Source organism: Achromobacter sp. Marseille-Q4954 (genome assembly GCF_943737025.1).
Lineage (GTDB): Bacteria > Pseudomonadota > Gammaproteobacteria > Burkholderiales > Burkholderiaceae_B > Achromobacter > Achromobacter bronchisepticus_A.
The window spans coordinates 1,065,684-1,087,611 of record NZ_CALSFQ010000001.1; the positions used below are offsets into that span (position 1 = coordinate 1,065,684).

General features: G+C 67.2%; 20 protein-coding genes. 15 read left to right on the forward strand and 5 right to left on the reverse strand.

What is annotated here, in order from left to right; translation table 11 throughout:
- Positions 1 to 14 precede the first annotated feature (14 nt).
- Both lolA and NGK62_RS04915 read right to left on the reverse strand, forming a co-directional pair.
- A complete protein-coding gene (gene lolA, locus NGK62_RS04910) occupies positions 15 to 638 on the reverse strand; it encodes an outer membrane lipoprotein chaperone LolA (RefSeq protein ID WP_059373806.1) in 624 nt (207 codons plus the stop codon).
- The gene (locus NGK62_RS04915) at positions 638 to 3,022 is read right to left on the reverse strand and encodes a DNA translocase FtsK (protein WP_118931698.1); all 2,385 of its coding nucleotides are present in this window, start codon (positions 3,020 to 3,022) and stop codon (positions 638 to 640) included. Before NGK62_RS04915 ends, lolA begins: the two co-directional genes overlap by 1 nt.
- A gap of 42 nt (positions 3,023 to 3,064) precedes the next feature.
- On the opposite strand from NGK62_RS04915, the gene trxB reads away from it, so the two are divergent.
- The 6 genes from trxB to NGK62_RS04945 are packed head-to-tail and all read left to right on the forward strand — an operon-like array spanning position 3,065 to position 6,777.
- Complete coding sequence (gene trxB / locus NGK62_RS04920; protein ID WP_059373804.1) at positions 3,065 to 4,024, forward strand: thioredoxin-disulfide reductase; 960 nt, start codon at positions 3,065 to 3,067, stop codon at positions 4,022 to 4,024.
- Complete coding sequence (locus tag NGK62_RS04925) at positions 4,011 to 4,679, forward strand: Smr/MutS family protein (RefSeq protein WP_251877668.1); 669 nt, start codon at positions 4,011 to 4,013, stop codon at positions 4,677 to 4,679. The genes trxB and NGK62_RS04925 overlap by 14 nt, the downstream gene beginning before the upstream one ends.
- Complete coding sequence (locus tag NGK62_RS04930; RefSeq protein ID WP_054450090.1) at positions 4,676 to 5,005, forward strand: DMT family transporter; 330 nt, start codon at positions 4,676 to 4,678, stop codon at positions 5,003 to 5,005. The genes NGK62_RS04925 and NGK62_RS04930 overlap by 4 nt, the downstream gene beginning before the upstream one ends.
- Complete coding sequence (locus NGK62_RS04935) at positions 5,002 to 5,415, forward strand: hypothetical protein (protein WP_251877670.1); 414 nt, start codon at positions 5,002 to 5,004, stop codon at positions 5,413 to 5,415. Before NGK62_RS04930 ends, NGK62_RS04935 begins: the two co-directional genes overlap by 4 nt.
- Positions 5,416 to 5,462: 47 nt before the next feature.
- Positions 5,463 to 5,648, forward strand: coding sequence for a hypothetical protein (locus NGK62_RS04940; RefSeq protein WP_251877672.1), 186 nt, complete (start codon positions 5,463 to 5,465; stop codon positions 5,646 to 5,648).
- Complete coding sequence (locus tag NGK62_RS04945) at positions 5,635 to 6,777, forward strand: hypothetical protein (RefSeq protein ID WP_251877674.1); 1,143 nt, start codon at positions 5,635 to 5,637, stop codon at positions 6,775 to 6,777. The genes NGK62_RS04940 and NGK62_RS04945 overlap by 14 nt, the downstream gene beginning before the upstream one ends.
- Here the strand turns inward: NGK62_RS04945 and NGK62_RS04950 are convergent.
- Positions 6,774 to 8,864 carry a sodium:solute symporter family protein gene (locus tag NGK62_RS04950; protein ID WP_059373800.1) on the reverse strand — a complete coding sequence of 697 codons (2,091 nt, stop codon included), beginning with the start codon at positions 8,862 to 8,864 and terminating at the stop codon, positions 6,774 to 6,776. The two genes, NGK62_RS04945 and NGK62_RS04950, sit on opposite strands and share 4 nt — an antisense overlap.
- Positions 8,864 to 9,142, reverse strand: coding sequence for a DUF4212 domain-containing protein (locus tag NGK62_RS04955; protein WP_059373799.1), 279 nt, complete (start codon positions 9,140 to 9,142; stop codon positions 8,864 to 8,866). The genes NGK62_RS04950 and NGK62_RS04955 overlap by 1 nt, the downstream gene beginning before the upstream one ends.
- Positions 9,143 to 9,873: 731 nt before the next feature.
- On the opposite strand from NGK62_RS04955, the gene kdpF reads away from it, so the two are divergent.
- The 9 genes from kdpF (at position 9,874) to NGK62_RS05000 (ending at position 20,374) form a co-directional block, all read left to right on the forward strand.
- Entirely contained in the window at positions 9,874 to 9,963 is a 90-nt protein-coding gene (gene kdpF / locus NGK62_RS04960; RefSeq protein ID WP_013391886.1) for a K(+)-transporting ATPase subunit F, read from the forward strand.
- Complete coding sequence (gene kdpA, locus NGK62_RS04965) at positions 9,963 to 11,765, forward strand: potassium-transporting ATPase subunit KdpA (RefSeq protein ID WP_118931694.1); 1,803 nt, start codon at positions 9,963 to 9,965, stop codon at positions 11,763 to 11,765. Before kdpF ends, kdpA begins: the two co-directional genes overlap by 1 nt.
- Before the next feature lie 8 nt (positions 11,766 to 11,773).
- A complete protein-coding gene (kdpB, locus tag NGK62_RS04970; RefSeq protein WP_059373797.1) occupies positions 11,774 to 13,933 on the forward strand; it encodes a potassium-transporting ATPase subunit KdpB in 2,160 nt (719 codons plus the stop codon).
- Positions 13,934 to 13,957: 24 nt separating this feature from the next.
- Positions 13,958 to 14,566 (forward strand): potassium-transporting ATPase subunit KdpC, encoded by a 609-nt coding sequence (gene kdpC / locus NGK62_RS04975; RefSeq protein ID WP_059373796.1) that lies wholly within the window; start codon positions 13,958 to 13,960, stop codon positions 14,564 to 14,566.
- A gap of 51 nt (positions 14,567 to 14,617) precedes the next feature.
- The gene (locus tag NGK62_RS04980; RefSeq protein WP_251877677.1) at positions 14,618 to 17,404 is read left to right on the forward strand and encodes a DUF4118 domain-containing protein; all 2,787 of its coding nucleotides are present in this window, start codon (positions 14,618 to 14,620) and stop codon (positions 17,402 to 17,404) included.
- A 12-nt stretch (positions 17,405 to 17,416) separates the two neighbouring features.
- Positions 17,417 to 18,109, forward strand: coding sequence for a two-component system response regulator KdpE (gene kdpE / locus NGK62_RS04985; protein WP_059373794.1), 693 nt, complete (start codon positions 17,417 to 17,419; stop codon positions 18,107 to 18,109).
- Between the two features lie 116 nt (positions 18,110 to 18,225).
- Positions 18,226 to 19,002 carry a TorF family putative porin gene (locus tag NGK62_RS04990; protein ID WP_118932858.1) on the forward strand — a complete coding sequence of 259 codons (777 nt, stop codon included), beginning with the start codon at positions 18,226 to 18,228 and terminating at the stop codon, positions 19,000 to 19,002.
- A gap of 145 nt (positions 19,003 to 19,147) precedes the next feature.
- On the forward strand, positions 19,148 to 19,471 hold the full coding sequence (locus NGK62_RS04995) for a hypothetical protein (protein ID WP_251877679.1): 324 nt from the start codon (positions 19,148 to 19,150) through the stop codon (positions 19,469 to 19,471).
- Between the two features lie 3 nt (positions 19,472 to 19,474).
- Positions 19,475 to 20,374 (forward strand): 4-hydroxy-tetrahydrodipicolinate synthase family protein, encoded by a 900-nt coding sequence (locus NGK62_RS05000; RefSeq protein WP_059373791.1) that lies wholly within the window; start codon positions 19,475 to 19,477, stop codon positions 20,372 to 20,374.
- Here the strand turns inward: NGK62_RS05000 and NGK62_RS05005 are convergent.
- Positions 20,352 to 21,893 carry a methyl-accepting chemotaxis protein gene (locus NGK62_RS05005; RefSeq protein WP_118932859.1) on the reverse strand — a complete coding sequence of 514 codons (1,542 nt, stop codon included), beginning with the start codon at positions 21,891 to 21,893 and terminating at the stop codon, positions 20,352 to 20,354. The genes NGK62_RS05000 and NGK62_RS05005 overlap by 23 nt on opposite strands.
- Positions 21,894 to 21,928: the final 35 nt, after the last annotated feature.

Here is a 21,928-nt window from a genome sequence, read left to right on the forward strand (position 1 = left end):
CCAGGCTTTTTCCATCACATCTTCACTACATCCACACCCTTCGGCGCGACGAACTGGAATTCCTTGGCCGGCAGCTGCGGGTTGGCGGCAATGCCGGACAGGTCCACGCGCGTGGTTTGTCCAAACGAATCCAGCAGCTCCACGCGCACCGGCAGATTGTCCTTCATGCCGATGTCCACGCGCGAGAAACCCGCATCGGCGGTGCGCGGCTTGGCGCGCAGCCAATCGATCCCGTCCTTGGACGGCAGGGCCGAAACGTCGAACGACTGCTCCAGCGAACCCGAGCCGAACAGGATGGCGGCAGGCGAGGTGCCGATGGCGGCATCGACCTTGCGCTCGGTCACCTGGGCCAGGTCCGGATCGAACTGGAACACCTGGCGGCCGTCCGACACCACCAACTGTTCATAAGGCTTCTGCACCGCCCACTTGAACTTGCCGGGACGCTGGAACGAGAACACGCCGGTCTGGGCGGGCTGCGTGCGGCCCTGGTTGTTCACCGTGTATTGCGAAAACGAGCCCGTGGCCGCGGTCACGGTAGCCACGAAAGCGCGCAGCTGCTCCTGCGCGCTGGCGGCGAACACCATGGCGGGCGCCAGGCTCAGGGCCGCCACGGCGGCCAGTCGACGGAACATCTTCATCAAGCTTCCTCTCGGGCGGCAGCGGCCGCGGGAACAAGGATCTCGCGGTTGCCATTGGACTGCATCGCCGACACCATACCCGATTGCTCCATCTGCTCCAGTAACCGGGCCGCACGGTTGTAACCAATGCGCAGGTGGCGCTGCACCAGCGAGATGGACGCGCGGCGGTGCTTGAGCACCACCTCGCAAGCCTGGTCGTACATCGGGTCGGATTCGGCGTCGCCGCCGATGCCGGTGACGCTGCTGGCGCCTTCGCCCGCGTCCCCATCCAGGCCGCCTTCCAGCAGGCCTTCGATGTAGTTGGGTTCGCCCTGCGCCTTGAGGCTTTCCACCACGCGATGCACTTCGTCATCACTGCAGAACGCGCCGTGCACACGCACCGGCAGGCCGGTGCCTGGCGGCATGTAAAGCATGTCGCCCTGGCCCAGCAGGGTTTCGGCGCCCATCTGATCCAAAATAGTGCGCGAGTCGATCTTGGACGACACCTGGAAGGCGATGCGCGTCGGGATGTTGGCCTTGATCAGGCCGGTGATGACGTCCACGCTGGGACGCTGCGTGGCCAGGATGAGGTGGATGCCGGCGGCGCGCGCCTTCTGCGCCAGACGGGCGATCAGCTCTTCGATCTTCTTGCCCACCACCATCATCAGGTCGGCAAGTTCGTCGATGACCACCACGATGGTGGGCAGCGGCGACAGCGGCTCCGGCGCGTCCGGGGTCAGCGAGAACGGATTCGGAATGGGTTCCTCGCGCTTGATGGCGTCGCGGATCTTGGTGTTGTAGCCCGCCAGGTTGCGCACGCCCATCTTGCTCATCAGGCGGTAGCGTTTTTCCATTTCGCCCACGCACCAGTTCAGCGCGTTGGAGGCCTGGCGCATGTCCGTGACCACCGGCGCCAGCAGGTGCGGAATGCCTTCGTAGACGCTCATTTCGAGCATCTTCGGATCGATCAGGATCAGCCGGGTGTGGGACGCGTCCGCCTTGTACAGCAGCGACAGGATCATGGCGTTGATCCCCACGGACTTGCCCGAACCGGTGGTGCCCGCCACCAGCAGGTGGGGCATCTTGGCCAGGTCGGCCACCACCGGGTTGCCGGCGATGTCCTTGCCCAGCGCCATCGTCACGACGGAATGGCTGGCGTGATAGGTTTGCGAGCCCAGGATCTCGGACAGGCGCACCATCTGGCGGCGCGGGTTGGGCAATTCCAGGCCCATCAGGTTCTTGCCCGGAATGGTTTCCACCACCCGGATGCTGACCAGGCTGAGCGCGCGCGCCAGGTCCTTGGCCAGGTTGACGATCTGGCTGCCCTTCACGCCCGTGGCGGGCTCGATCTCGTAGCGCGTAATGACCGGGCCGGCCTGCGCCGCCACCACGGTGACCGACACGCCGAAGTCGGCCAGCTTCTTTTCGATCAGGCGCGAGGTGAATTCGATGGTTTCGGCCGACACCGTTTCCTGGTTGGTCAGGGGCGGATCCAGCAGGCTGATCGCCGGCAGGTCGCCTTCGGCGCCGCCCGAGGGCGCGAAGAACAGCGATTGCTGCTTTTCCTTTTCGACCCGTTCGGACTTGGGTACCACGGTAATCGCGGGTTCGATCCGCACCGGCTGCTCGTGGACCAGCTTTTCCTGCTTGGCCACGACCTGTTCGGTGCGCACGGCCTTGGCGACCTCGCCGACCTTGCGGTCTTCGCGGGCGGCGTAGGAATCGCGCACGCGGCGCACCAGGCCTTCCAGCCACGAGCCCACGCGTTCGGCGATGGACAGCCAGGAAAACGAGAAGAACAGGCTCAGGCCGATGGCCAGCATGACCAGGAAAGCCAGCGTGCTGCCGGTGAAGCCGATACTGCGGCCGATCAGGTCGGCCAGCGTCTGGCCGATCACGCCGCCCGCGCCGCTGGTGTTCTCGGAGGCGCCGGGCAGATGCGTGCCGCGGCTGGCCAGGCGCAGGGCTTCCATGCCCAGCGACCCCACCAGCAACAGGAAGAAACCGATGCCCTCTTCCCAGTGGACACGGGGCAACACTTCCGGCTGCTTACTATTGGTAACGCGAAGATGGCTGGCCAGGCGGCGGTAGCCCGCGCGCACCCGGTGCAGCAGCAGGATCACCCACCACCAGGCGGAAAAGCCGAACAGATAGAGCAGGATGTCCGCCAGATAGGCGCCCAGGGTCCCGCCCTTGTTGTGGATGGCGCCGGCGGGGACGGAATGCGACCAGCCGGGGTCGGCCGCGTTCCAGGTGGCCAGCACCAGCGTCAGCCAGGCCGCCAGGGCGGCGAAGAGGATCCAGCGGGCTTCGCGCAGCAACGCGGACAAGCGCGTCTGCAGGGGGGAAGGCCCGTTACGGGTGTTGCGCGAGGCGCGCGGAGAAGCAGTCGAGATACGCGGCATGCGGCTCATTATAATTGGGCGTTAACCTAAAGATACCCGCCCATGTCCACGCCCAAGCACGCTAAAGTTTTGATACTCGGTTCCGGCCCTGCCGGTTACACGGCGGCCGTCTATGCGGCACGCGCCAATCTGAGCCCTGTTCTTGTTACAGGTCTGGCCCAAGGCGGCCAGCTCATGACCACCACGGACGTCGACAACTGGCCGGCGGACGCGGAGGGCGTGCAGGGTCCGGACCTGATGCAGCGCTTCCAGAAGCACGCCGAACGTTTCAACACCGAAATGATCTTCGACCACATTGCCAAGGTCGATGTGTCCAAGCGCCCGTTCACCCTCACGGGCGACACCGGCAAGATCTACACCTGCGACGCGCTCATCATCGCCACCGGCGCCTCGGCCAAGTACCTCGGCCTGCCGTCTGAAGAGACCTTCATGGGCCGCGGCGTGTCCGGCTGCGCCACCTGCGACGGCTTCTTCTACCGCAACCAGGACGTGGTCGTGGTCGGAGGCGGCAATACCGCCGTGGAAGAAGCGCTGTACCTGTCGAACATCTGCCGCAAGGTCACCCTGATCCACCGCCGCGACAAGTTCCGCGCCGAGCCCATCCTGGTCGACAAGCTCATGAGCAAGGTCGAGAACGGCAACATGGAGCTCAAGCTGTTCCATACGCTGGAAGAAGTGCTGGGCGACGACAGCGGCGTCACCGGCGTGCGCGTGCGCCACGTCGACACCGGCGTCACCGAGGACATGGCGGCCACCGGCGCGTTCATCGCCATCGGCCACCAGCCCAACACCGAAATCTTCCAGGGCCAGCTGGAAATGAAGGACGGCTACATCGTCACCAAGAGCGGCCTGTCCGGCATGGCCACGATGACCTCGGTCCCCGGCGTCTTCGCCGCCGGCGACGTGCAGGACCACGTCTACCGCCAGGCCATCACCAGCGCCGGCACCGGCTGCATGGCCGCGCTGGACGCACAACGGTGGCTGGAGAATGCGGGGCAGTAAGGTCGGCCTGGCCGACCTGAAACGCCTGAAGAAAGACCTGCAGGCCGAGCGCGAACGCGCCGCCCAGGCCCAGCGGGTGGCGGTGCTGAAAAAACCGGATACCGCCCCCGTTGACGACATGGCGGCGTTCAAGCGCACCATGCAGTCAGTCACGCCGATCAAGCAGGCCGCCCGGGTGGAGCACAAGCCCGTGGCGCAGCCCGCGCCCGCGCTGCGCCGCGCCAACGCGCTGGGCGAAACCCCCACGCGCGCCGATGCCGGCGTCTCCGACGGCGGCGAAATCACCCATCTGCTGTCCGAAGGCGGCACCGCCTTCGTACGCAGCGACGCCGCGCCCGACACCGCGCGCAACCTGCGCCGCGGCCAATGGCGCGCCGGCGCCGAACTGGACCTGCATGGCCTGCGGGTGGAACAGGCCCGCCACGCCCTGCTGTCGTTCCTGGACGAATGCCAGGAGCACGGCATCCGCTGCGTGCGCATCGTCCACGGCAAGGGCTATGGCTCACAGGGGCTGGAGCCGGTGCTCAAGGACAAGGCCCGCACCTGGCTGGTGCAGAAGAGCGAAGTCCTGGCGTTTTCCGAAGCGCCCGAGCGCGAAGGCGGCGCGGGCGCCCTGCTGGTGCTGCTGCGGCAATCCGAGGGAACACGCAAATGAAGTGGCTCTACCTGGGCATAGCCATCATCGCCGAGATCTTCGCCACCAGCGCGCTCAAGGGGTCCGAAGGCTTCACCCGCCTGGCGCCGTCCATCGTGACGGTGTTCGGCTACCTGATTTCGTTCTATTTCCTGTCGCTGACGCTGCGCGAGATCCCGGTGGGCATCGCCTACGCCATCTGGTCCGGCGTGGGCATCGTGCTGATTTCCATCGTCGGCGCGGTGCTGTTCAAACAGCACCTGGACACGCCGGCGCTCATCGGCATCGGCCTCATCATCGCCGGCGTGGTGGTGATGAACGTCTTCTCGAAATCCGTTTCGCATTGAAGCCCCGCGACGGGTCGACGGCGAGTTCCCGGATCCGCCGCTGGCTGGCGGCCTGGCTGTGCCTGGGCTGCCTGGGCCTGCTGCCGGCCGGCCATGCCCTGGCCCAGGAGTTCAACCGCGCGGCCGAGCTCGCGCGCTATCGGACCTGGCTGAGCGCTTTCAAGCAGGACCTGGACCAGTTGTCCGCCATGCCCGGCCCCTTGTCACAAGCCCAGCTGGAAGCGATGTTCGCCCGCACGGTGGTGCCCGGCTCGCGCGGCGCGGGGTTCATCCGCCAAGCGTTCACGCAGCGTGGCAGTGAAGGCGCCTACTTTCCGAAATCCGGCCCGCGCGCCGTGCTCATGGCCGTGCTGGACAGCGCCATCCCGGCCGGCCAGGGCGGCTTGTATCCGGAAACGGAGCGGCCCTGAACGTCGCGGACCTGACCGTCTGGTACCTGCATGTGGATGTCGGCGACATGACCAATACCTACCTGCTGTCGGGCGAACACTTCACGCCCTACAGACTGCCGCCTCCAGGCAAGCTGGAACGCAACGCCTACCCCTTCCTGCTGATGGACACGCGCGATGACGCCTTGCGCCTGGGCGGGATCAGCAGCGAACTCTGGGGGCTGATCGCCTACCTGCACAATGCGGCACTCTGATTCCGCACGGCGTCTGCTTGCGCTGACCGCGCTTTCCCTTGCGCCGGGGCTGGCCAGTGCGCTGTGCGAACCGCTGGCCGCGTCCGCGCAGCGCCACACCGGGGTAATGGACATTTCCCTGGACGACACCAATACCTTGCTGGCGCTGGACGGCTCGCGCATCCGCTCATGGTTGCCTGGCGTCGCCATCGACGCCGGCGAGCGCGCCTTGGCCACCATATGGGCAGAACGGGTGGACTGGTCCGTCTACGCCGCCGCGCCGGACGCCCGCATCGGCGTCACCATGCTGCGCTGGGAAAGCGCCCCCGACGGCCGCCAACATTTGTGCGGCATCGCCCGTTACAGCGCCGGCGCCGTGCACGAAGCCCGCGCGTCGGGCAAGGCCGCGCTGCCCCCGCCAGACGCCGAAACGCGCTTCTACTATGACGCCGCCGGTCGGTTGACTGGCTACGAGGAACGTTCGCGCGCCTGGGACGGCCGCCGCAACCGGCCGGCGCGCTATTGCCTGCGCTACGACACCCACGGTTGGCTGGCCGAGCTGGGCGCCAACGATTGCGCGGCGCCTTCCCGGCCCATGACCCGCTACGTGCATGACGCCGCGGGCCGGCTGTTGCGCACGATTTCCTATCAAGACAAATCCGAAGATGCGTTCGAAGTCGTGACGCATGACGCTCAGGGCCGCAGGGCGCAGCGCTACTTGCGCCAGCGGACGGCGTGGGCGGACGGACCTGCCGTTCTGGGACTGCCCTACCGCGCAAGCGCGGATCCCTACGCCTCCCTGGTGCTGCCCGGCCCCGCCTGGGAAGCGCCCGAGCTGGACTCGTACAACTACGACTGGGCCATCGTGCAGCCCAAGAAGACGGCCGAGGGGGTTGCCAGCATCTATGCCGCCAAGCGGGATCCCTCGCAGATATTGGCGCAAGGCAACAGCGGCGACCAGCGGCGATTCATCATGACCGCCGCGCAACGCAAGCGAATCTGGGAGGCGGCCGGCAAGACGCCGGGCGGCGTGCAATGGCTATGGGCGCCCGGCCAGACCTATACCTTGCTGCAAGCCATGCCCGCGGCGGCATGGGCTTCCTGCATCGATCCGGAAAACCGGAACGCCAACGCCTGCGGAACGCCTTAGCCGCGTTCGCCCTGCGGCTTGGGCGCGCCCGGATGGCGCAGGTAGTCCACCAGCGCCAGCGTGGCGCGGTCCGGCGGCGGCGTCAGCAGCGACACCACGATGATCGTCAGGAAAGCCACCGGCGCGCCGAACACGCCCGCCGCGATCGGCTGGATGCCCCACCACAGGTCCACGGGCTGGGTGCGTGAAATGCCCAGCACCCATTCGCGCAACCAGGGATGCGTGTGCGTCATGTAGGCGAACGTCGCCGCCAGCCCGGCCGCCATGCCCAGCGTCGCGCCCCATTTGTTGGCGCGGCGCCAGAACACGCCCATGACCAACGCCGGGAAAAAGGATGACGCCGCAAAGGAAAACGCGGCCGACACCATGAAGAGAATGTCCGCGGGCTTGCGCGCCGCCACCCAGGCGGCGCCGAAGGCCACCAGCAGCAGCAGAATCTTGGACACCATCACGCGGCGCGCCGCCGACATGCGCGGCGACACCATGCGATACCACATGTCGTGCGACAGGGAGTTGGACAGGGTCAGCAACAGGCCGTCGGCGGTGGACAGCGCCGCGGCCAGCCCGCCCGCCGCCACCAGGGCCGATATCACGTAGGGCAGTCCGCCGATTTCCGGCATGGCCAGCACCACCACGTCGGCGCCCATGCTGATCTCGCTCAACTGCACGATGCCGTCGCGGTTGACGTCGGTCACGTCCAGCAGATTGCTGTCGACGGCGCTCCAGGCATGCACCCAGTTGGGCAGGCTAAGAAAGCTGGACCCCACCACCTGGGTATAGACCTCGTACTTCACCAGCAGCGCCAGCGCCGGCGCCATGAAATACAGCAGCAGGATGAACAGCAGCGACCAGCACACCGATTTGCGCGCCTCGATGACCGAGGGCGTCGTGTATGAACGCATCAGGATGTGCGGCATGCCCGCAGTGCCCAGCATCAGGCAAAGCACCAGCGCCAGGAAATTGACGCGCATGTTGCGCTGCTCTTCTGGATCCTTGGACGGAAACGGTTCCGCATGCGGCGTGGCCGGCGCCGCTCGCGCCTCGAACGCGGCCTTGGCCTGCGCCCAGGCGATACGCGCCTCTTCCACGCCGGCGGGATAGCCCGCCAGCTCGCGCTCTGCCGAGCGGATCTCGACCATGGGCGCATCGTTCGCAGTCAACTGCGCCAGCCGGCTGCGCAGCTTGTCCTTTTCCAGTGTCCAGGATTCGGGCAATGCCGCCATCCGGCGACCCATCTCGTCGGCGCGCTCCTGCCACAGCCTGCGCACCTCGATTTCGGACGGGTCGTTCTGCAGGTAGACCTCTTTTTCGGTCACCTGCTGCAGCACCACGCCGGCCGACAGCTGCGGCACGGGCATGTTGGTGTGCTTGATGGACAGCCAGACCACAGGCACCAGATAGGCGATGACCAGGATGATGTACTGCCCCACCTGCGTCCAGGTGACTGCGCGCATGCCGCCCAGGAACGAACAGACCAGCATGCCGCCCAGCGCCACGAAGATGCCGAGCTCGAAGGAGATGCCGGTCATGCGCGTGGTGATGATGCCCACGCCGTAGATCTGCGCCACCAGGTAGGTGAAGGAACAGAGTATGGCGCAGGCCACGCCCGCCAGGCGCGGCATATTGCCGCCATAGCGCGCGCCCATGAAGTCGGGAATGGTGTATTGGCCGAAGCGGCGCAGATAAGGCGCCAGCAGCATCGCCACCAGCACATAGCCGCCGGTCCAGCCCATGATGTAGGCCAGCCCGCCATAGCCCGTCAGGTAGAGCGTGCCGGCCACGCCGATGAAGGAGGCCACCGACATCCAGTCGGCGGCCGTGGCCATGCCGTTGTAGATCGCGGGCACCCGCCGGCCCGCCACGTAGTACTCCACCTGATCCGAGGTCCGGCAGACGATGCCGATGCCGGCGTACAGGCTGACCGTGACCAGCAGGAACACATAGCCGATCCAGTTGCGCGGCATGCCCAGGATCTCGGCCAGCGCCATCAACAGGATCATCAACGCGAATCCCGCCGTGTACAGCACGTAGATGCGGCGCAACCGGACTCTGAATTGCTGGGGCGTGTCTCCGCTGAAAAACGGCATCAGCGGTGCCCTCCCACGTCTTCGGAGCGCTCATCGGCGCGATTCATGATCCGGGCGTAGATGCCGATGATGACCAGGTAGGCCAGCGGCGCGCCATAAGCGGCCATCCAGAACGCGAACGGCCAGCCGATGAAATCGAAATTCAGGCTGCGGGCAAAAAAAGCGGGAATGAAGGTCAGTGCGGCCCATACGACGAGCAACACCAGGATCAGCCACAAGTTGCGGCGCCAATAGGGAGTCGTGGCGGGTGTCGAGGATGAAAGGCGCGATTCCGACATAGCTGGGATGAGCGAACCCTGTCTGATTATCGCGAAACGCGGCGCTTGAAAAGCCTTTGCGCTTGAAATGCCGGCTTTTTATGCGACAACGGCTGGCACTACCTGGTGCCAGCCGTTGTGCGTTTTGCTTTTTTTGGGTACTGCTTTACTTTTTTTATGTACCGGTGCCGCCGGTATTTGCCCATGCAGGGCTTTGTCTCCTCACCTGCATGGGAAGAGATTCTGCACCAGATGCGGGATTGTCACACTAGGGGAATGCCCTAAGAAGGAGCATTCATTTACATATTTCCCGCACCATATTGGTGCAATATAGGTTTCGGGTTCTAAATATTGGGATTTTTCGGCCGTCTTGCGGCCATTCCTGACCCCGCCTGCCTGGCCCCCGCTTCCCGCCGCTTGGCAGCTCCGGCTTGGGCCCGCGACCGTGCGCGCGCCATGCCCGCCTTTGGGCGGCTGCGAGAACCTGGCCCCATTTACGTTTCATTTACACCCCCCTCCCAAACGTATACCCCGTTTTTACCCCCCGCTCCGTAACCTGCCGGTGTCCTGATTGGTCACTACGCCTGCCCGGCGCGCATCCCTATTTGCCGTGCAGGCCCGTCGTTCGAAGGGAGCGCCGCTCCCGGGAGGAAAAACGTGGATGCCTTGTATATCGCCATCTTTGCCGTCATGGCCGGGCTGACCTTCGCCCTGCTGCGGTTCTGCGAAACCTTGTCTGCGGGAGAGCAGCCATGAACTGGCTCTATTGGCTGAGCGGCCTGACGGCCGCCCTGTTGTTCGTGTACCTGCTGGTCGCGCTGTTCAAACCGGAGAAATTCTGATGACTGCCGAATTCGTCGGATTGCTGGTCGTATACCTGGCAGTCCTGCTCGCGATCGCGCCCCTGCTCGGGCGCTACATCCGTATCGCCATGGAAAACGGGCAGTCCCGGCTGACCGCCTGGGGCCGCCCCATCGAGCGCGGCATCTACCGGCTGGCGGGCATAGACCCGCAGGCCGAGATGGGCTGGAAGCGCTACGCCGTGGCGGTGCTGACCTTCAACATCATCGGCATCGCGGCCGTCTACGCCCTGCAGCGCCTGCAGGGCGTGCTGCCGCTCAATCCTGCCGGCATGGGTGCGGTGTCGCCGGACTCGGCCCTGAACACCGCCATCAGCTTCGTGGCCAATACCAACTGGCAAGGCTATGGCGGCGAATCGACGATGAGCTACCTGACGCAGATGCTGGCGCTGACGGTGCAGAACTTCGTCTCGGCCGCCACCGGCATCGCCGTGCTGTTCGCGCTGATCCGCGGCCTGTCGCGCCATTGCTCGGCCACCGTGGGCAACTTCTGGACCGACATGGTGCGCAGCACGCTGTACGTGCTGCTGCCGCTGTCCCTGGTCCTGGCGCTGGCGCTCGTCAGCCAGGGCGTGATCCAGAATTTCAGCCCCTACCAGGAAGTCCAGACGGTCGAAGCCGTGCACTACGACCAGCCTCGCGTAGACGCGCAGGGCCAGCCCGTGCTGGACGCCCAGGGACAGGCAGTGACCGATCCCGCCGTCAGCAAGACCCAGACCCTGGCGATGGGTCCGGTCGCTTCGCAGGAATCGATCAAGCTGCTGGGCACCAACGGCGGCGGCTTCTTCAACGCCAACTCCGCGCATCCGTTTGAGAACCCCACGCCGCTGGCCAACTTCCTGGAGATGCTGGCCATCCTGGCGATTCCCGCCGCGCTGTGCTTTTCGTTCGGCGAGATGGTGGGCAGCCGGCGCCAGGGCATCGCAATCCTGGCGGCCATGACCGTGCTGTTCGCGGTGTTCGCCCTGTCCGCCGCCTACTTCGAACAGCAGCCCAATCCCATGGCGGCCCAGGCCGGCGCCGACAGCGCGCTCAGCGCGTTCTCGCCGGGCGGCAACATGGAAGGCAAGGAAACCCGCTTCGGCATCGCCGCCACCTCGCTGTTCGCCACCGTCACCACGGCAGCGTCCTGCGGCGCGGTCAACGGCATGCACGATTCGCTCAACGCCATGGGCGGCCTGACGCCGATGCTGTTGATGCAATTGGGCGAGGTGGTCTTCGGCGGCGTGGGTTCGGGCCTGTACGGCATGCTGGCCTTCGCCATCCTGGGCGTCTTCATCGCCGGGCTGATGATAGGCCGCACCCCGGAATACCTGGGCAAGAAGATCGAAGCCTATGACATGAAGATGGTCTCCATCGTCATCCTGGCGACCCCGCTGCTGGTGCTGGTCGGCACGGCGCTGGCGGTCTCGGTGCCGGCCGGCCAGGCTGGTGTGCTCAATCCAGGCATCCACGGTTTCTCCGAAATCCTCTATGGCCTGACGTCGGCCGCCAACAACAACGGCAGCGCCTTCGCCGGGCTGTCCGCCAACACGCCCTTCTACAACGTGCTGCTGGGCATCGCCATGTGGTTTGGCCGCTTCGCCATCATCGTCGCCATCCTGGCGATGGCCGGCTCGCTGGCCGCCAAGCGCCGCCTGCCCGCCGGCCCCGGCAGCATGCCCACCACCGGCCCGCTGTTCGTGGTGCTGCTGATCGGCGCGGTACTGCTGGTGGGCGCTTTGACGTATGTGCCCGCGCTGGCATTGGGTCCTGTCGCAGAACATCTGCAAGTGAAAGGCTAGGAATGAAAATGGCCAAGATTGAAACCTCTACTACCGGCGCCGGAGGCGGTGCCGCCCGCGCCGCATCGCACGCCGCGCATGAACGCCAGTTCGGCATGTGGTCGCGCGCCCTGGTCGGCCCTGCGGTGCTGGACAGCCTGCGCAAGCTCTCGCCTGCCGCGCAGCTGAAGAACCCCGTGATGTTCGTCGTCTACGTCGGCAGCATCCTGACCACGGTGCTGTGGGTCATGGCCCTGCGCGGCCAGGCCGAAGCGCCCGCCGGCTTCATCCTGGCGATCGCCGTGTGGCTGTGGTTCACCGTGCTGTTCGCGAACTTCGCCGAAGCCCTGGCCGAAGGCCGCGGCAAGCAGCAGGCGGCCACCCTGCGCGGCCTGCGCACCACCATCGACGCCCGGCTCCTGAAGGGCTTTCGCGATGCCGACGCCAGCACGGCGCAACCCGGCGCCTGGCGCAGCCAGGCCGTCAGCCAACCCTCGGGCCTGCTGCGCCGGGGCGACGTGGTGCTGGTCGAAGCGGGGGACATCATCCCTGGCGACGGCCAGGTCATCGCCGGCGTGGCATCTGTGGACGAAAGCGCCATCACCGGCGAATCCGCGCCCGTGATCCGCGAATCCGGCGGCGACTTCTCGTCCGTTACCGGCGGTACCCGCGTGCTGTCGGACTGGATCTTCGTGCGCATCGCCGCCGATCCCGGCGAGAGTTTCCTGGACCGCATGATCACCATGGTCGAAGGCGCCAAGCGCCAGAAGACGCCCAACGAGCTGGCCCTTACCATCCTGCTGGTGGGCCTGACCGTGGTCTTCCTGCTGGTGGTCGTGACCCTGATGCCGTTCTCGATCTATGCGGTCAGCGCCGCCGGCGGCGGTTCGGTCGTGACAGTCACGGTGCTGGTCGCGCTGCTGGTCTGCCTGATCCCCACCACCATCGGCGGCCTGCTGTCGGCCATCGGCGTGGCCGGCATGAGCCGCATGATGGGCGCCAACGTCATCGCGACGTCCGGCCGCGCCGTCGAAGCCGCCGGCGACGTGGACGTGCTGCTGCTGGACAAGACCGGCACCATCACTTTCGGCAACCGCCAGGCCTCGACCTTTCTGCCTGCCCCCGGCGTGTCCGCGCGCGAACTGGCCGAGGCCGCGCGCCTGGCCTCGCTGGCCGATGAAACGCCGGAAGGACGCAGCATCGTGGCGCTGGCCGACAAGTCCATCCACGCGCCCGCCGCCCCCACCCCGCACGCCGAATTCGTGCCCTTCACCGCGCAGTCGCGCATGAGCGGCGTGAACCTGAACGGCCGCATGATCCGCAAGGGCGCGGTCGACGCCGTGCAGGCGTGGCTGGCCGAGCAGGACTCGACGGTGCCGGAGCAGGCGCTGCGCCTGGCCGAAGACGTGGCGCGCCGCGGCAGCACGCCGCTGATGGTCAGCGACGGCAACCGCGCGCTGGGCGTGGTCGAGCTGAAGGACATCGTCAAGCCCGACATTCAGTCGCGCTTCGCGGAATTGCGCCGCATGGGCATCAAGACCGTAATGATCACCGGCGACAACAAGCTCACGGCCGCGTCCATCGCCGCCGAGGCCGGCGTGGACGACTTCCTGGCCGAAGCCACGCCCGAAGCCAAGCTCAAGCTGATCCGCGCCTACCAGGCGGAAGGCCGGCTGGTGGCGATGACGGGCGACGGCACCAACGATGCGCCCGCGCTGGCGCAGGCCGACGTCGCGGTGGCGATGAATTCGGGCACCCAGGCCGCCAAGGAGGCGGGCAACATGGTGGACCTGGATTCCAACCCCACCAAGCTCATCGAGATCGTCGAGATCGGCAAGCAGATGCTGATGACCCGCGGCGCGCTGACGACCTTCAGCGTGGCCAACGACGTCGCCAAGTATTTCGCCATCATTCCGGCCGCCTTCGCCACCGTCTATCCGCAATTGAACGTGCTGAACATCATGGGCCTGGCCACGCCGGCCTCGGCCATTCTGTCGGCCGTGATCTTCAACGCGCTGATCATCGTGGTGCTGATCCCGCTGGCGCTCAAGGGCGTGCGCTATCGCGCGCTGGGCGCCGCCGTGCTGTTGCGCCGCAATCTGCTCATCTATGGCCTGGGCGGCCTGCTGGTGCCGTTTGCCGGCATCAAGCTGGTCGACATGGTGCTGGCCGCCCTGGGCTGGGCCTGAGCCTCAAACTGCAAGGAACCCATCATGAAAAATTCCGCCACCCTGCCGCGCCAAGGCGGCATCCTGCGCCCCGCGCTGGTCGTCTTCGCCGCGCTATCGCTGGTGACCGGCCTGGCCTATCCCTTCCTGACCACGGGCATCGCCGCAGCCGTCTTTCCGCACGAAGCAGCCGGCTCGCTGATCAAGCAAGGCGACCAGGTCGTAGGCTCGGAGCTGATCGGCCAGTCGTTCAGTTCGCCCGGCTACTTCTGGGGCCGCCCGTCGGCCACCGCGCCCATGCCGTACAACGGCGCCGGCTCCGGCGGCTCGAACCTGGGACCGCGCAATCCCGCGCTGGCCGATGCCATCCAGGCCCGCATCGCCGCCCTGAAGGCGGCCGACCCGGACAACCCGGTCCCGGTGCCGGTGGACCTGGTCACCGCGTCCGGCAGCGGCCTGGATCCGCACATCAGCCCGGCCGCCGCGGCCTACCAGGCAGCGCGCGTGGCGCGCGCTCGCGGCCTGCCGCAAGCGCAGGTCGATGCCCTGATCCAGGCCCATACCGAAAAGCCCTGGCTGGGCGTGCTGGGCGACCCTGCGGTCAACGTGCTGACGCTGAACCTGGCGCTGGACCAATTGCGTCCGGCGCGCTGATGCCGCGGCGTATAGTATTGCCAGCCGTTCCCTCACACCTACTGCGCGTTCATGGCTGATATCGCTGGCGAGCGTCCCGACCCCGACGCGCTCTTGAAGACCCTGGACGACGCCGCGCGCCAGGCGGTGCGCGGCAAGCTGCGCGTCTACTTCGGATCATCGGCCGGCGTGGGCAAGACCTACGCCATGCTGGTGGCGGCGCGCGCGCAGGCCGCCCAGGGCGCCGACGTGCTGGCCGGCATCGTCGAGACCCACGGCCGGCGCGAAACCGCCACGCTGCTGGAAGGCCTGCCTGTCCTGCCGCTCAAGGACGTGCCGTACCGCGGCCACGTGCTGAAGGAATTCGACCTGGACGGCACGCTGGCCCGCCATCCCGACCTGGTACTGGTGGACGAGCTGGCGCACTCGAACGCGCCAGGTTCACGCCATGCCAAGCGCTGGCAGGACATCCACGAACTGCTGACTGCCGGCATCGACGTCTGGACCACGCTGAACGTACAGCATCTGGACAGCCTGAACGAAGCGGTGGGCAGCATCACCGGCGTGCGCGTCTGGGAGACCGTGCCCGACGAGGTCTTCGACGCGGCCGATGAAGTCATTCTGGTGGACCTGTCGGCCGACGAGCTGCTGCGCCGACTGAAGGAAGGCAAGGTCTATCTGCCGGAACAGGCCCGCCACGCCAGCCGCAATTTCTTTCGCAAGGGCAACCTGATCGCGCTGCGCGAGCTGGCGCTGCGCCGCACCGCCGACCACGTCGACGACGACGTCCAGGCCTATCGCCGCGACCGCGCCATCGAACCCGTGTGGCGTACGCGCGAAGCGGTGGTCGCCTGCATCGGTCCGGACGTGGACGCCGAGTACGTCATCCGCAGCGCGCACCGCCTGAGCCAGCAGCTGGAATGCGATCTGCACGTGGTCACCATCGACACGCCGCGCGCGGCCCCGCCGCCCCAGGCCGAACAGGAACGCATCCAGCGCAGCCTGGCCCTGGCGGATTCACTCGGCGCGCGCAGCGAAACCCTGGCCGGCAGCGACATGGTCGACGCCGTGGTGCGCTACGTGCGCCGCCACAACATCACCAAGGCCATCATCGGCCGCACCCGCGCCAGCGGCCTGCAGCGCCTGCGACTGTCGCTGTCCGCCGTGTTGACCGCGGCCATCTCGCCGGGCTGGCTATGGCGGCGCCACAGCTTTGCCGACATGCTGGCCGCGGGCTGCCCCGAAATCGACATCATCCGCCTGGGCGCGCCGCCGCTGCCGGCCGCGTCCGCGCCGGGACGCGACCCGCTCACACTGGGCCGGCGGACGCGCCAGGCCGCCGACGAGCGCAATGCCCGGCCGCTGGCGGGCTATGCCTGGGCGCTGTGCTATTGCGCCGCCGCCACCGCGCTGTCCATGCTGGCCTTCCCGGCGCTGCACCAGACCAATATCGTCATGCTGTTCCTGCTGGCGGTGGTGGCCGTGGCGCTGCGTCACGGGCGCGGACCGGCGGCGCTGGCCTCGGTCATCAGCGTAGGGCTGTTCGATTTCTTCTTCGTGCAGCCGCTGGCGTCCTTCGCCGTATCGGACGTGCAGTACCTGCTGACGTTCGGCGTGCTGCTGTCGGTGGGCCTGCTGATCGGCCAGCTGACGGCCGGCCTGCGCTTGCAGGCGCAGGCCTCGGTCAAGCGCGAGGCCGATGCCCGCAGCCTCTACGAGTTCGCGCGCGAACTGTCGTCCGCGCTGCTGCCCGAGCAGATCGTCACCCTGGCCAGCGCCTTCGTGCATGCCACCTTCGGCTCGCGCTGCGCGCTGTACATCCTGGGCATGGACGACCGCCTGAAGCTGGCGTCCCCCGCGGCGGACGACATGCCGCCGCTGGAATCCGCGCTGGCCCAATGGGTCTACGACCACGGACAACCCGCCGGCGCAGGCACCTCCACCCTGTCCAACAGCGAACTGCTGTACCTGCCCCTGAAGGCGCCGATGCGCACCCGCGGCGTGCTGGCGCTGGCCGCCCCGCGCCGCAGCCTGTTCCTGAATCCCGACTCGCGCCGCCAGATCGAGGCCTACGCCACCCTGATCGCCATCGCGCTGGAACGCCTGCACTACGTGGAAGTGGCGCAGCAGGCGCTGGTCAGCATGGAATCCGAGAAGCTGCGCAACTCGCTGCTGGCGGCCGTCTCGCACGATCTGCGCACGCCGCTGACCAGCCTGGTCGGCATGACGGACACGCTGATGCGCCAGCAGGCGACGCTGCCGCCCGACATCCACGACACCGTCCGCGCCATGCGTGACCAGGCCCAGCGCATGCACGCGCTGGTGGTCAATCTGCTGGACATGGCGCGGCTGCAGAACCGCGACACGCCGCTGCGGCTGGAATGGCAATCCATCGAGGAGCTGGTCGGCGCCTCGCTTGCCGCCATGCGCGAACCGCTGGCCGCGCACCGCGTCACCGTGGACAGCCTGTCGCAGCTGCCGCTGGTGGAATGCGACGGCGTGCTGATCGAGCGCGTGCTGTGCAATCTGCTGGAGAACGCGGCCAAGTACACGCCTGCCGGCAGCACCCTGCGCCTGCACGCGGACGTACACGAGGGCGAACTGCGCGTGGCAGTCAGCGACAACGGCCCGGGCGTGCCGCCGGGCGCGGAGCGCCGCATCTTCGAAAAATTCACGCGCGGCGACCGCGAGTCCGCCACGCCAGGCGTCGGCCTGGGCCTGGCCGTATGCGAGGCCATCATCGCCGCGCACCATGGGAAAATCTGGGTCGAACACGCGCCGGGCCAGGAATCCGGCGCCCAGTTCGTCTTCACGCTGCCCCTGGGCGCGCCACCCCCGATCCAATCCGAAACCCCTTGAACGCCGCAACGCATGTTCGACTACCAGCCTACCGTCCTGATCATTGAAGACGACGCCAACATCCGGCGCTTCGTGCGCCAGGCCCTGGAAAGCGAGGGCTGCGTCGTGCACGAAGCCGAAACCGTCAAACGCGGCCTGATCGAAGCCGGCACCCGGCAGCCCGACGCGGTGGTGCTGGACCTGGGCCTGCCCGACGAAGACGGCATGACCCTGATCCGCGAGCTGCGCGGCTGGACCGAGGTGCCGGTGCTGGTGCTGTCCGCGCGCAGCGCCGAAGCCGACAAAGTCGCCGCGCTGGACGCCGGCGCGGACGACTACCTGACCAAGCCTTTCGGCGTCAGCGAATTGCTGGCGCGCCTGCGCGTACTGCTGCGGCGGCACGCCAGGGGCGGCGCGGGCAATGCTTCCGAGATCAGTTTCGGCGACGTGCGCGTGGATTTCGCCAAGCGCGTGGTGGAACGCGGCGGCCAACACGTGCACCTGACCGCGATGGAATACCGGCTGCTGGCGGCGCTGCTGGCGCATCGCGGCAAGGTCATGACGCACCGCGAACTGCTGCGCGAGGTGTGGGGACCGTCGCACGTGGAAAGCAACCACTACCTGCGCATCTACATGGGCCACCTGCGCCAGAAGCTGGAAGCGGACCCGGCCCAGCCCGTCTACCTGCTGACCGAGATCGGCGTGGGCTATCGCTTCGCCGGCTGAAGCGCGCGTAGCGGGCGCGCATTGACGCCGCGTTTATGCGCAGCCCGCAAGTCTTGTCTCGGCCTTTATGCCGTTCCTCCTATTGTTGCGGTCCGATCCAACATTAGGAGCCCCTCATGCCCCGCCGCACCTTGGCCGCGCTCGCGCTGCTGACCCTGACCGCCGCGCAAGCCGGCAACGCGCTGGCCGCCGATGCGCCCGCCGACGCAGCGCCCGCCGCTTCCGATTTCACGCTGACGGCCAACCTCACCCTGGCCAGCCAGTACCGTTACCGCGGCCTGATGCAAAGCAATAACAAGCCAGCCATCCAGGGCGGATTCGACCTGGCCCACTCCAGCGGCTTTTACCTGGGCAACTGGAACTCCAGCATCAGCTGGCTCAACGACAGCAATAGCGAGGTGTCCGCGCCCGTCGAAATGGACTTCTACGGCGGCTACAAGGGCAATCTCGCGCAGGACGTGCCCGTCGACCTGGGCGTCCTGCAGTACTACTACCCTGGCGACTACCCCTCCGGCTACACCAGCCCGGACACCACCGAGCTGTACGCCGGCATCGGCTACGGGCCGCTGATGTTCAAGTACTCCATTTCTCTGACCAACCTGTTCGGCTTCGCCGACAGCAAGCACAGCCAATACTTCGACCTGTCCGGCAACTTCGACACCGGCGTCTGGGGGCTGACCGTGAACGCGCACGTGGGCCGGCAACTGGTGCGCAACGTCGACAACGGCAACTACACGGACTGGAAGCTGGGGCTGACGAAGGACTTCGGCCAAGGCCTGTCGGTGTCGCTGGCCTACCTGGACACCAACGCCGACCGCGCCGTCTACACCAATACGCGCGGCCGCGACATGGGCCGCGCGACGGGCCTGCTATCGCTGACCAAGACGTTCTGAGAGCGCCCGGGCGTTGACGCGTTTTTTACGCGCCGCGTCCGCTTTTATCGGCAGGATTTACGGCGCGCTTCCTATAGTGGAACCGTCATCAACCAACCGGATCCCCGGAACGCCGCAAGCGGCGCCTCCGGCCCCGCTACCCGTCATGATCCCCCGACTGCAAGCCTGCCACGCCCCCATGCCCGACTTCCTGCCCGCGCAGCCTACGCACGCCCGCAACGAACGGGTCGCGCTGACCATCAGGATAGACACGATGGACGCGCTGAACGTGCGCCTGGCGCTGCACCGCGCGTTGGGCGAGCGCATCGGCGTCTACATGCTGTCGGTGGACCATGCCCATGCGCAAAGCGTGCTGCAACTGCAATGCGAACGCGAACAACTGGATGCGCTGATGCACGCGGTGATGTCCGGCCTGCCCCGCGCCGAGTTCGGCCCGGTGCTTCCCGCGTACGCGATGATGGGGCAGTAAGCCATGGACGCGCCACGCAAGACCGCATTTGAAGGCATCTGGCTGCCCATGGTCACGCCGATGCGCGGCGGCTATGTGGACCTGGACGCCGCACAGGCGCTGGCCCGCTACTACCGCAACGCCGGCATCGCGGGCCTGGTGCTGTTCGGTTCCACGGGCGAAGGCAATCTGCTGAGCGTGCCGGAGAAGATCGACATGATAGAAGCCGTATCGAGCGACCCGCACGCGCTGCCGCTGGTGTTCGGTGCCGGCGGCGTGGACACGCGCGGCGTCGCGACGGCGATCCGGCGCCTGGACAAGTACCAGCCGGCCGGCTACCTGGTGCCGCCGCCCTACTACCTGGGCCCGTCGCAGGCCGGCATACTGTGGCACTACCGCCAGATCGCCTGGGCCACGCAGCGGCCCATCATCCTGTACAACATCCCCAAGCGCACTGGCGTGACCATGACGGTCGAAACCATGGAGGCGCTGGCCGCGCTGCCCAACTTCAGCGCTGTCAAGGAATGCAATCCCGCGGTGCTGGCGGCGTTGAACCGGCGCGGCACGCTGACCCCGCTATGCGGCGAGGACCTGGCCCTGCTGGACCACTTCCTGGCCGGCGGCCTCGGCGCCATCCCCGCCGCCGCGCATATCTATCCCGAGCGCTATGTCGAGGTCATGCAATTGGCCCGCGACGGTCACGCGGAGGCCGCGCGCGAACTCTTTGAGCCTCTGCGCGGCCTGATCCGCCTGCTGTTTGCCGAACCCAATCCCGCGCCGATCAAGCGCGCCCTCTCGATGCAGGGCCTGATCACCGACGAGTTGCGCATGCCCATGACCAGCGCCAGCCGTGAACTCGGGCAGCGCCTGCAGCGGGCCATGAGCGTGGTGCAGGGCTCGCCTAGCCGGCTGCAGACAGCTTGAAGACGGACACCGCGTTCGCCAGCTCGCCCGCCTGATCGCGCAGGGCGCCAGCCGACGCGGCGAACTCTTCCACCAGCGCGGCGTTCTGCTGCGTCACGCCGTCCAGATGCGTCACGGCCTGGTTGATCTGTTCGATGCCCACGCTCTGCTCGGCCGAGGCCGTGGCGATCTCCCCCATCAGCGGCGCACTGGTGGCGGCCGATTCCAGCACGTTGCCCATCGTCGCGCTGGCCTGCTCGACGCGCTGGCTGCCACGTGCCACCGAATCCGCCGACGCTTCGATCAGCGTCTTGATCTCCTTGGCGGCGGTGGCCGAGCGCTGAGCCAGCGCGCGCACCTCGCCCGCCACTACGGCAAAGCCCCGGCCCTGCTCTCCGGCCCGCGCCGCTTCCACTGCGGCGTTCAGCGCCAGGATGTTGGTCTGGAACGCGATCTCGTCGATCAGCCGGATGATCTCGTCGATGCGCTGCGAGCTATGCGAAATCTCGCGCATGGCGTCGATGGCGTGCTGCGTTTCATCGCTGCCCTGCCGGGCCAGTTGCGCTGCCTGGCCGGCCAGCGCGCTGACCTCGCGCACGTGTTGCGCGCTCTGCTGCGCGGTCGCGGTGATCTGCTCCACGCTGGCGGCCGTCTGCTCCAGCGCGGCGGCCTGCTTCTCGGTGCGGTCCGACAGGTCCATGCTGCCCGCCGCGATCTGCCGCGAGGCCGCGGCAATGGATGCCGTGGAATGCACGATGCTGCGCACCGCCCCGTCCAGGCGTTGCTGCATCCGCGCCAAGGCGTCGAACAGGCGGCCGATCTCGCCGCGCTGATTGCGCGGCACGCTGCCCGACAGGTCGCCGTTGGCCACGCGCTCGCACACCGCCACCGCCTGGTCCAGCGGACCCAGGATGTGCCTGCGGAAAAAGCGCAGCGCCGCCGCCAATAGCAGCACCAGAAGGCCGAGCGTCACGCCGCCCTGGCGCCACAAGGTGGCGTGGAACGCCTGGTCGACGTCATCCACGTACAAGCCCGTGAACAACAACCAGCCCCAATCGGCGTCATAGGCGGCGTAGCTGATCTTGGGCAGCGCCTGATCCGTTCCCGGCCGCGGGAACTGGTAGCGCGTATAGCCGCCGCCGGCCTTGCCCTGGGCATAGAGGTTTTCGAAGATCGGCTGCCCGGCGCTGTCCTTGACGGCCCGGACGTTGGTGCCGACCAGCTTGGGATCGGGGTGCACCAGCAGGTCGTAGCCGTCGCCGAAGGCGCCCACGTAGCCGTCCTCGCCATAGCGCAGCTGCGCCAGCCGGCGCGCCACATTGCGCTTGGCCTCGTCCAGGGGCATGCCCTCGCCTACGCTTTGCTTGCCGTTGCGCACGATGCTGGAGGCCAGATCGAGGACGTGGCGCAGCTCGGTCTTGCGCTCGGCCACCATCTCGGCGCGCCGCTCCCAGGCGTCCCAGGAGCCCAAAGCCAGCACGGCGGCGCCGACTGCGAACACAAACCACAGCAGTTCCCTGCGCAAGCTGGAATTCTTCATAGTCCTCTCATCCTTCTTCACCCGGCCAATGAAAC

What these genes read in the sequence shown, in the direction of transcription:
- lolA (WP_059373806.1), bottom strand. Translation starts at nt 638, where the DNA reads ATGAAGATGTTCCGTCGACTGGCCGCCGTGGCGGCCCTGAGCCTGGCG.
- NGK62_RS04915 (WP_118931698.1), bottom strand. Translation starts at nt 3,022, where the DNA reads ATGCCGCGTATCTCGACTGCTTCTCCGCGCGCCTCGCGCAACACCCGT.
- trxB (WP_059373804.1), top strand. Translation starts at nt 3,065, where the DNA reads ATGTCCACGCCCAAGCACGCTAAAGTTTTGATACTCGGTTCCGGCCCT.
- NGK62_RS04925 (WP_251877668.1), top strand. Translation starts at nt 4,011, where the DNA reads ATGCGGGGCAGTAAGGTCGGCCTGGCCGACCTGAAACGCCTGAAGAAA.
- NGK62_RS04930 (WP_054450090.1), top strand. Translation starts at nt 4,676, where the DNA reads ATGAAGTGGCTCTACCTGGGCATAGCCATCATCGCCGAGATCTTCGCC.
- NGK62_RS04940 (WP_251877672.1), top strand. Translation starts at nt 5,463, where the DNA reads ATGACCAATACCTACCTGCTGTCGGGCGAACACTTCACGCCCTACAGA.
- NGK62_RS04945 (WP_251877674.1), top strand. Translation starts at nt 5,635, where the DNA reads ATGCGGCACTCTGATTCCGCACGGCGTCTGCTTGCGCTGACCGCGCTT.
- NGK62_RS04950 (WP_059373800.1), bottom strand. Translation starts at nt 8,864, where the DNA reads ATGCCGTTTTTCAGCGGAGACACGCCCCAGCAATTCAGAGTCCGGTTG.
- NGK62_RS04955 (WP_059373799.1), bottom strand. Translation starts at nt 9,142, where the DNA reads ATGTCGGAATCGCGCCTTTCATCCTCGACACCCGCCACGACTCCCTAT.
- kdpF (WP_013391886.1), top strand. Translation starts at nt 9,874, where the DNA reads ATGAACTGGCTCTATTGGCTGAGCGGCCTGACGGCCGCCCTGTTGTTC.
- kdpA (WP_118931694.1), top strand. Translation starts at nt 9,963, where the DNA reads ATGACTGCCGAATTCGTCGGATTGCTGGTCGTATACCTGGCAGTCCTG.
- kdpB (WP_059373797.1), top strand. Translation starts at nt 11,774, where the DNA reads ATGGCCAAGATTGAAACCTCTACTACCGGCGCCGGAGGCGGTGCCGCC.
- kdpC (WP_059373796.1), top strand. Translation starts at nt 13,958, where the DNA reads ATGAAAAATTCCGCCACCCTGCCGCGCCAAGGCGGCATCCTGCGCCCC.
- NGK62_RS04980 (WP_251877677.1), top strand. Translation starts at nt 14,618, where the DNA reads ATGGCTGATATCGCTGGCGAGCGTCCCGACCCCGACGCGCTCTTGAAG.
- kdpE (WP_059373794.1), top strand. Translation starts at nt 17,417, where the DNA reads ATGTTCGACTACCAGCCTACCGTCCTGATCATTGAAGACGACGCCAAC.
- NGK62_RS04990 (WP_118932858.1), top strand. Translation starts at nt 18,226, where the DNA reads ATGCCCCGCCGCACCTTGGCCGCGCTCGCGCTGCTGACCCTGACCGCC.
- NGK62_RS04995 (WP_251877679.1), top strand. Translation starts at nt 19,148, where the DNA reads ATGATCCCCCGACTGCAAGCCTGCCACGCCCCCATGCCCGACTTCCTG.
- NGK62_RS05000 (WP_059373791.1), top strand. Translation starts at nt 19,475, where the DNA reads ATGGACGCGCCACGCAAGACCGCATTTGAAGGCATCTGGCTGCCCATG.
- NGK62_RS05005 (WP_118932859.1), bottom strand. Translation starts at nt 21,893, where the DNA reads ATGAAGAATTCCAGCTTGCGCAGGGAACTGCTGTGGTTTGTGTTCGCA.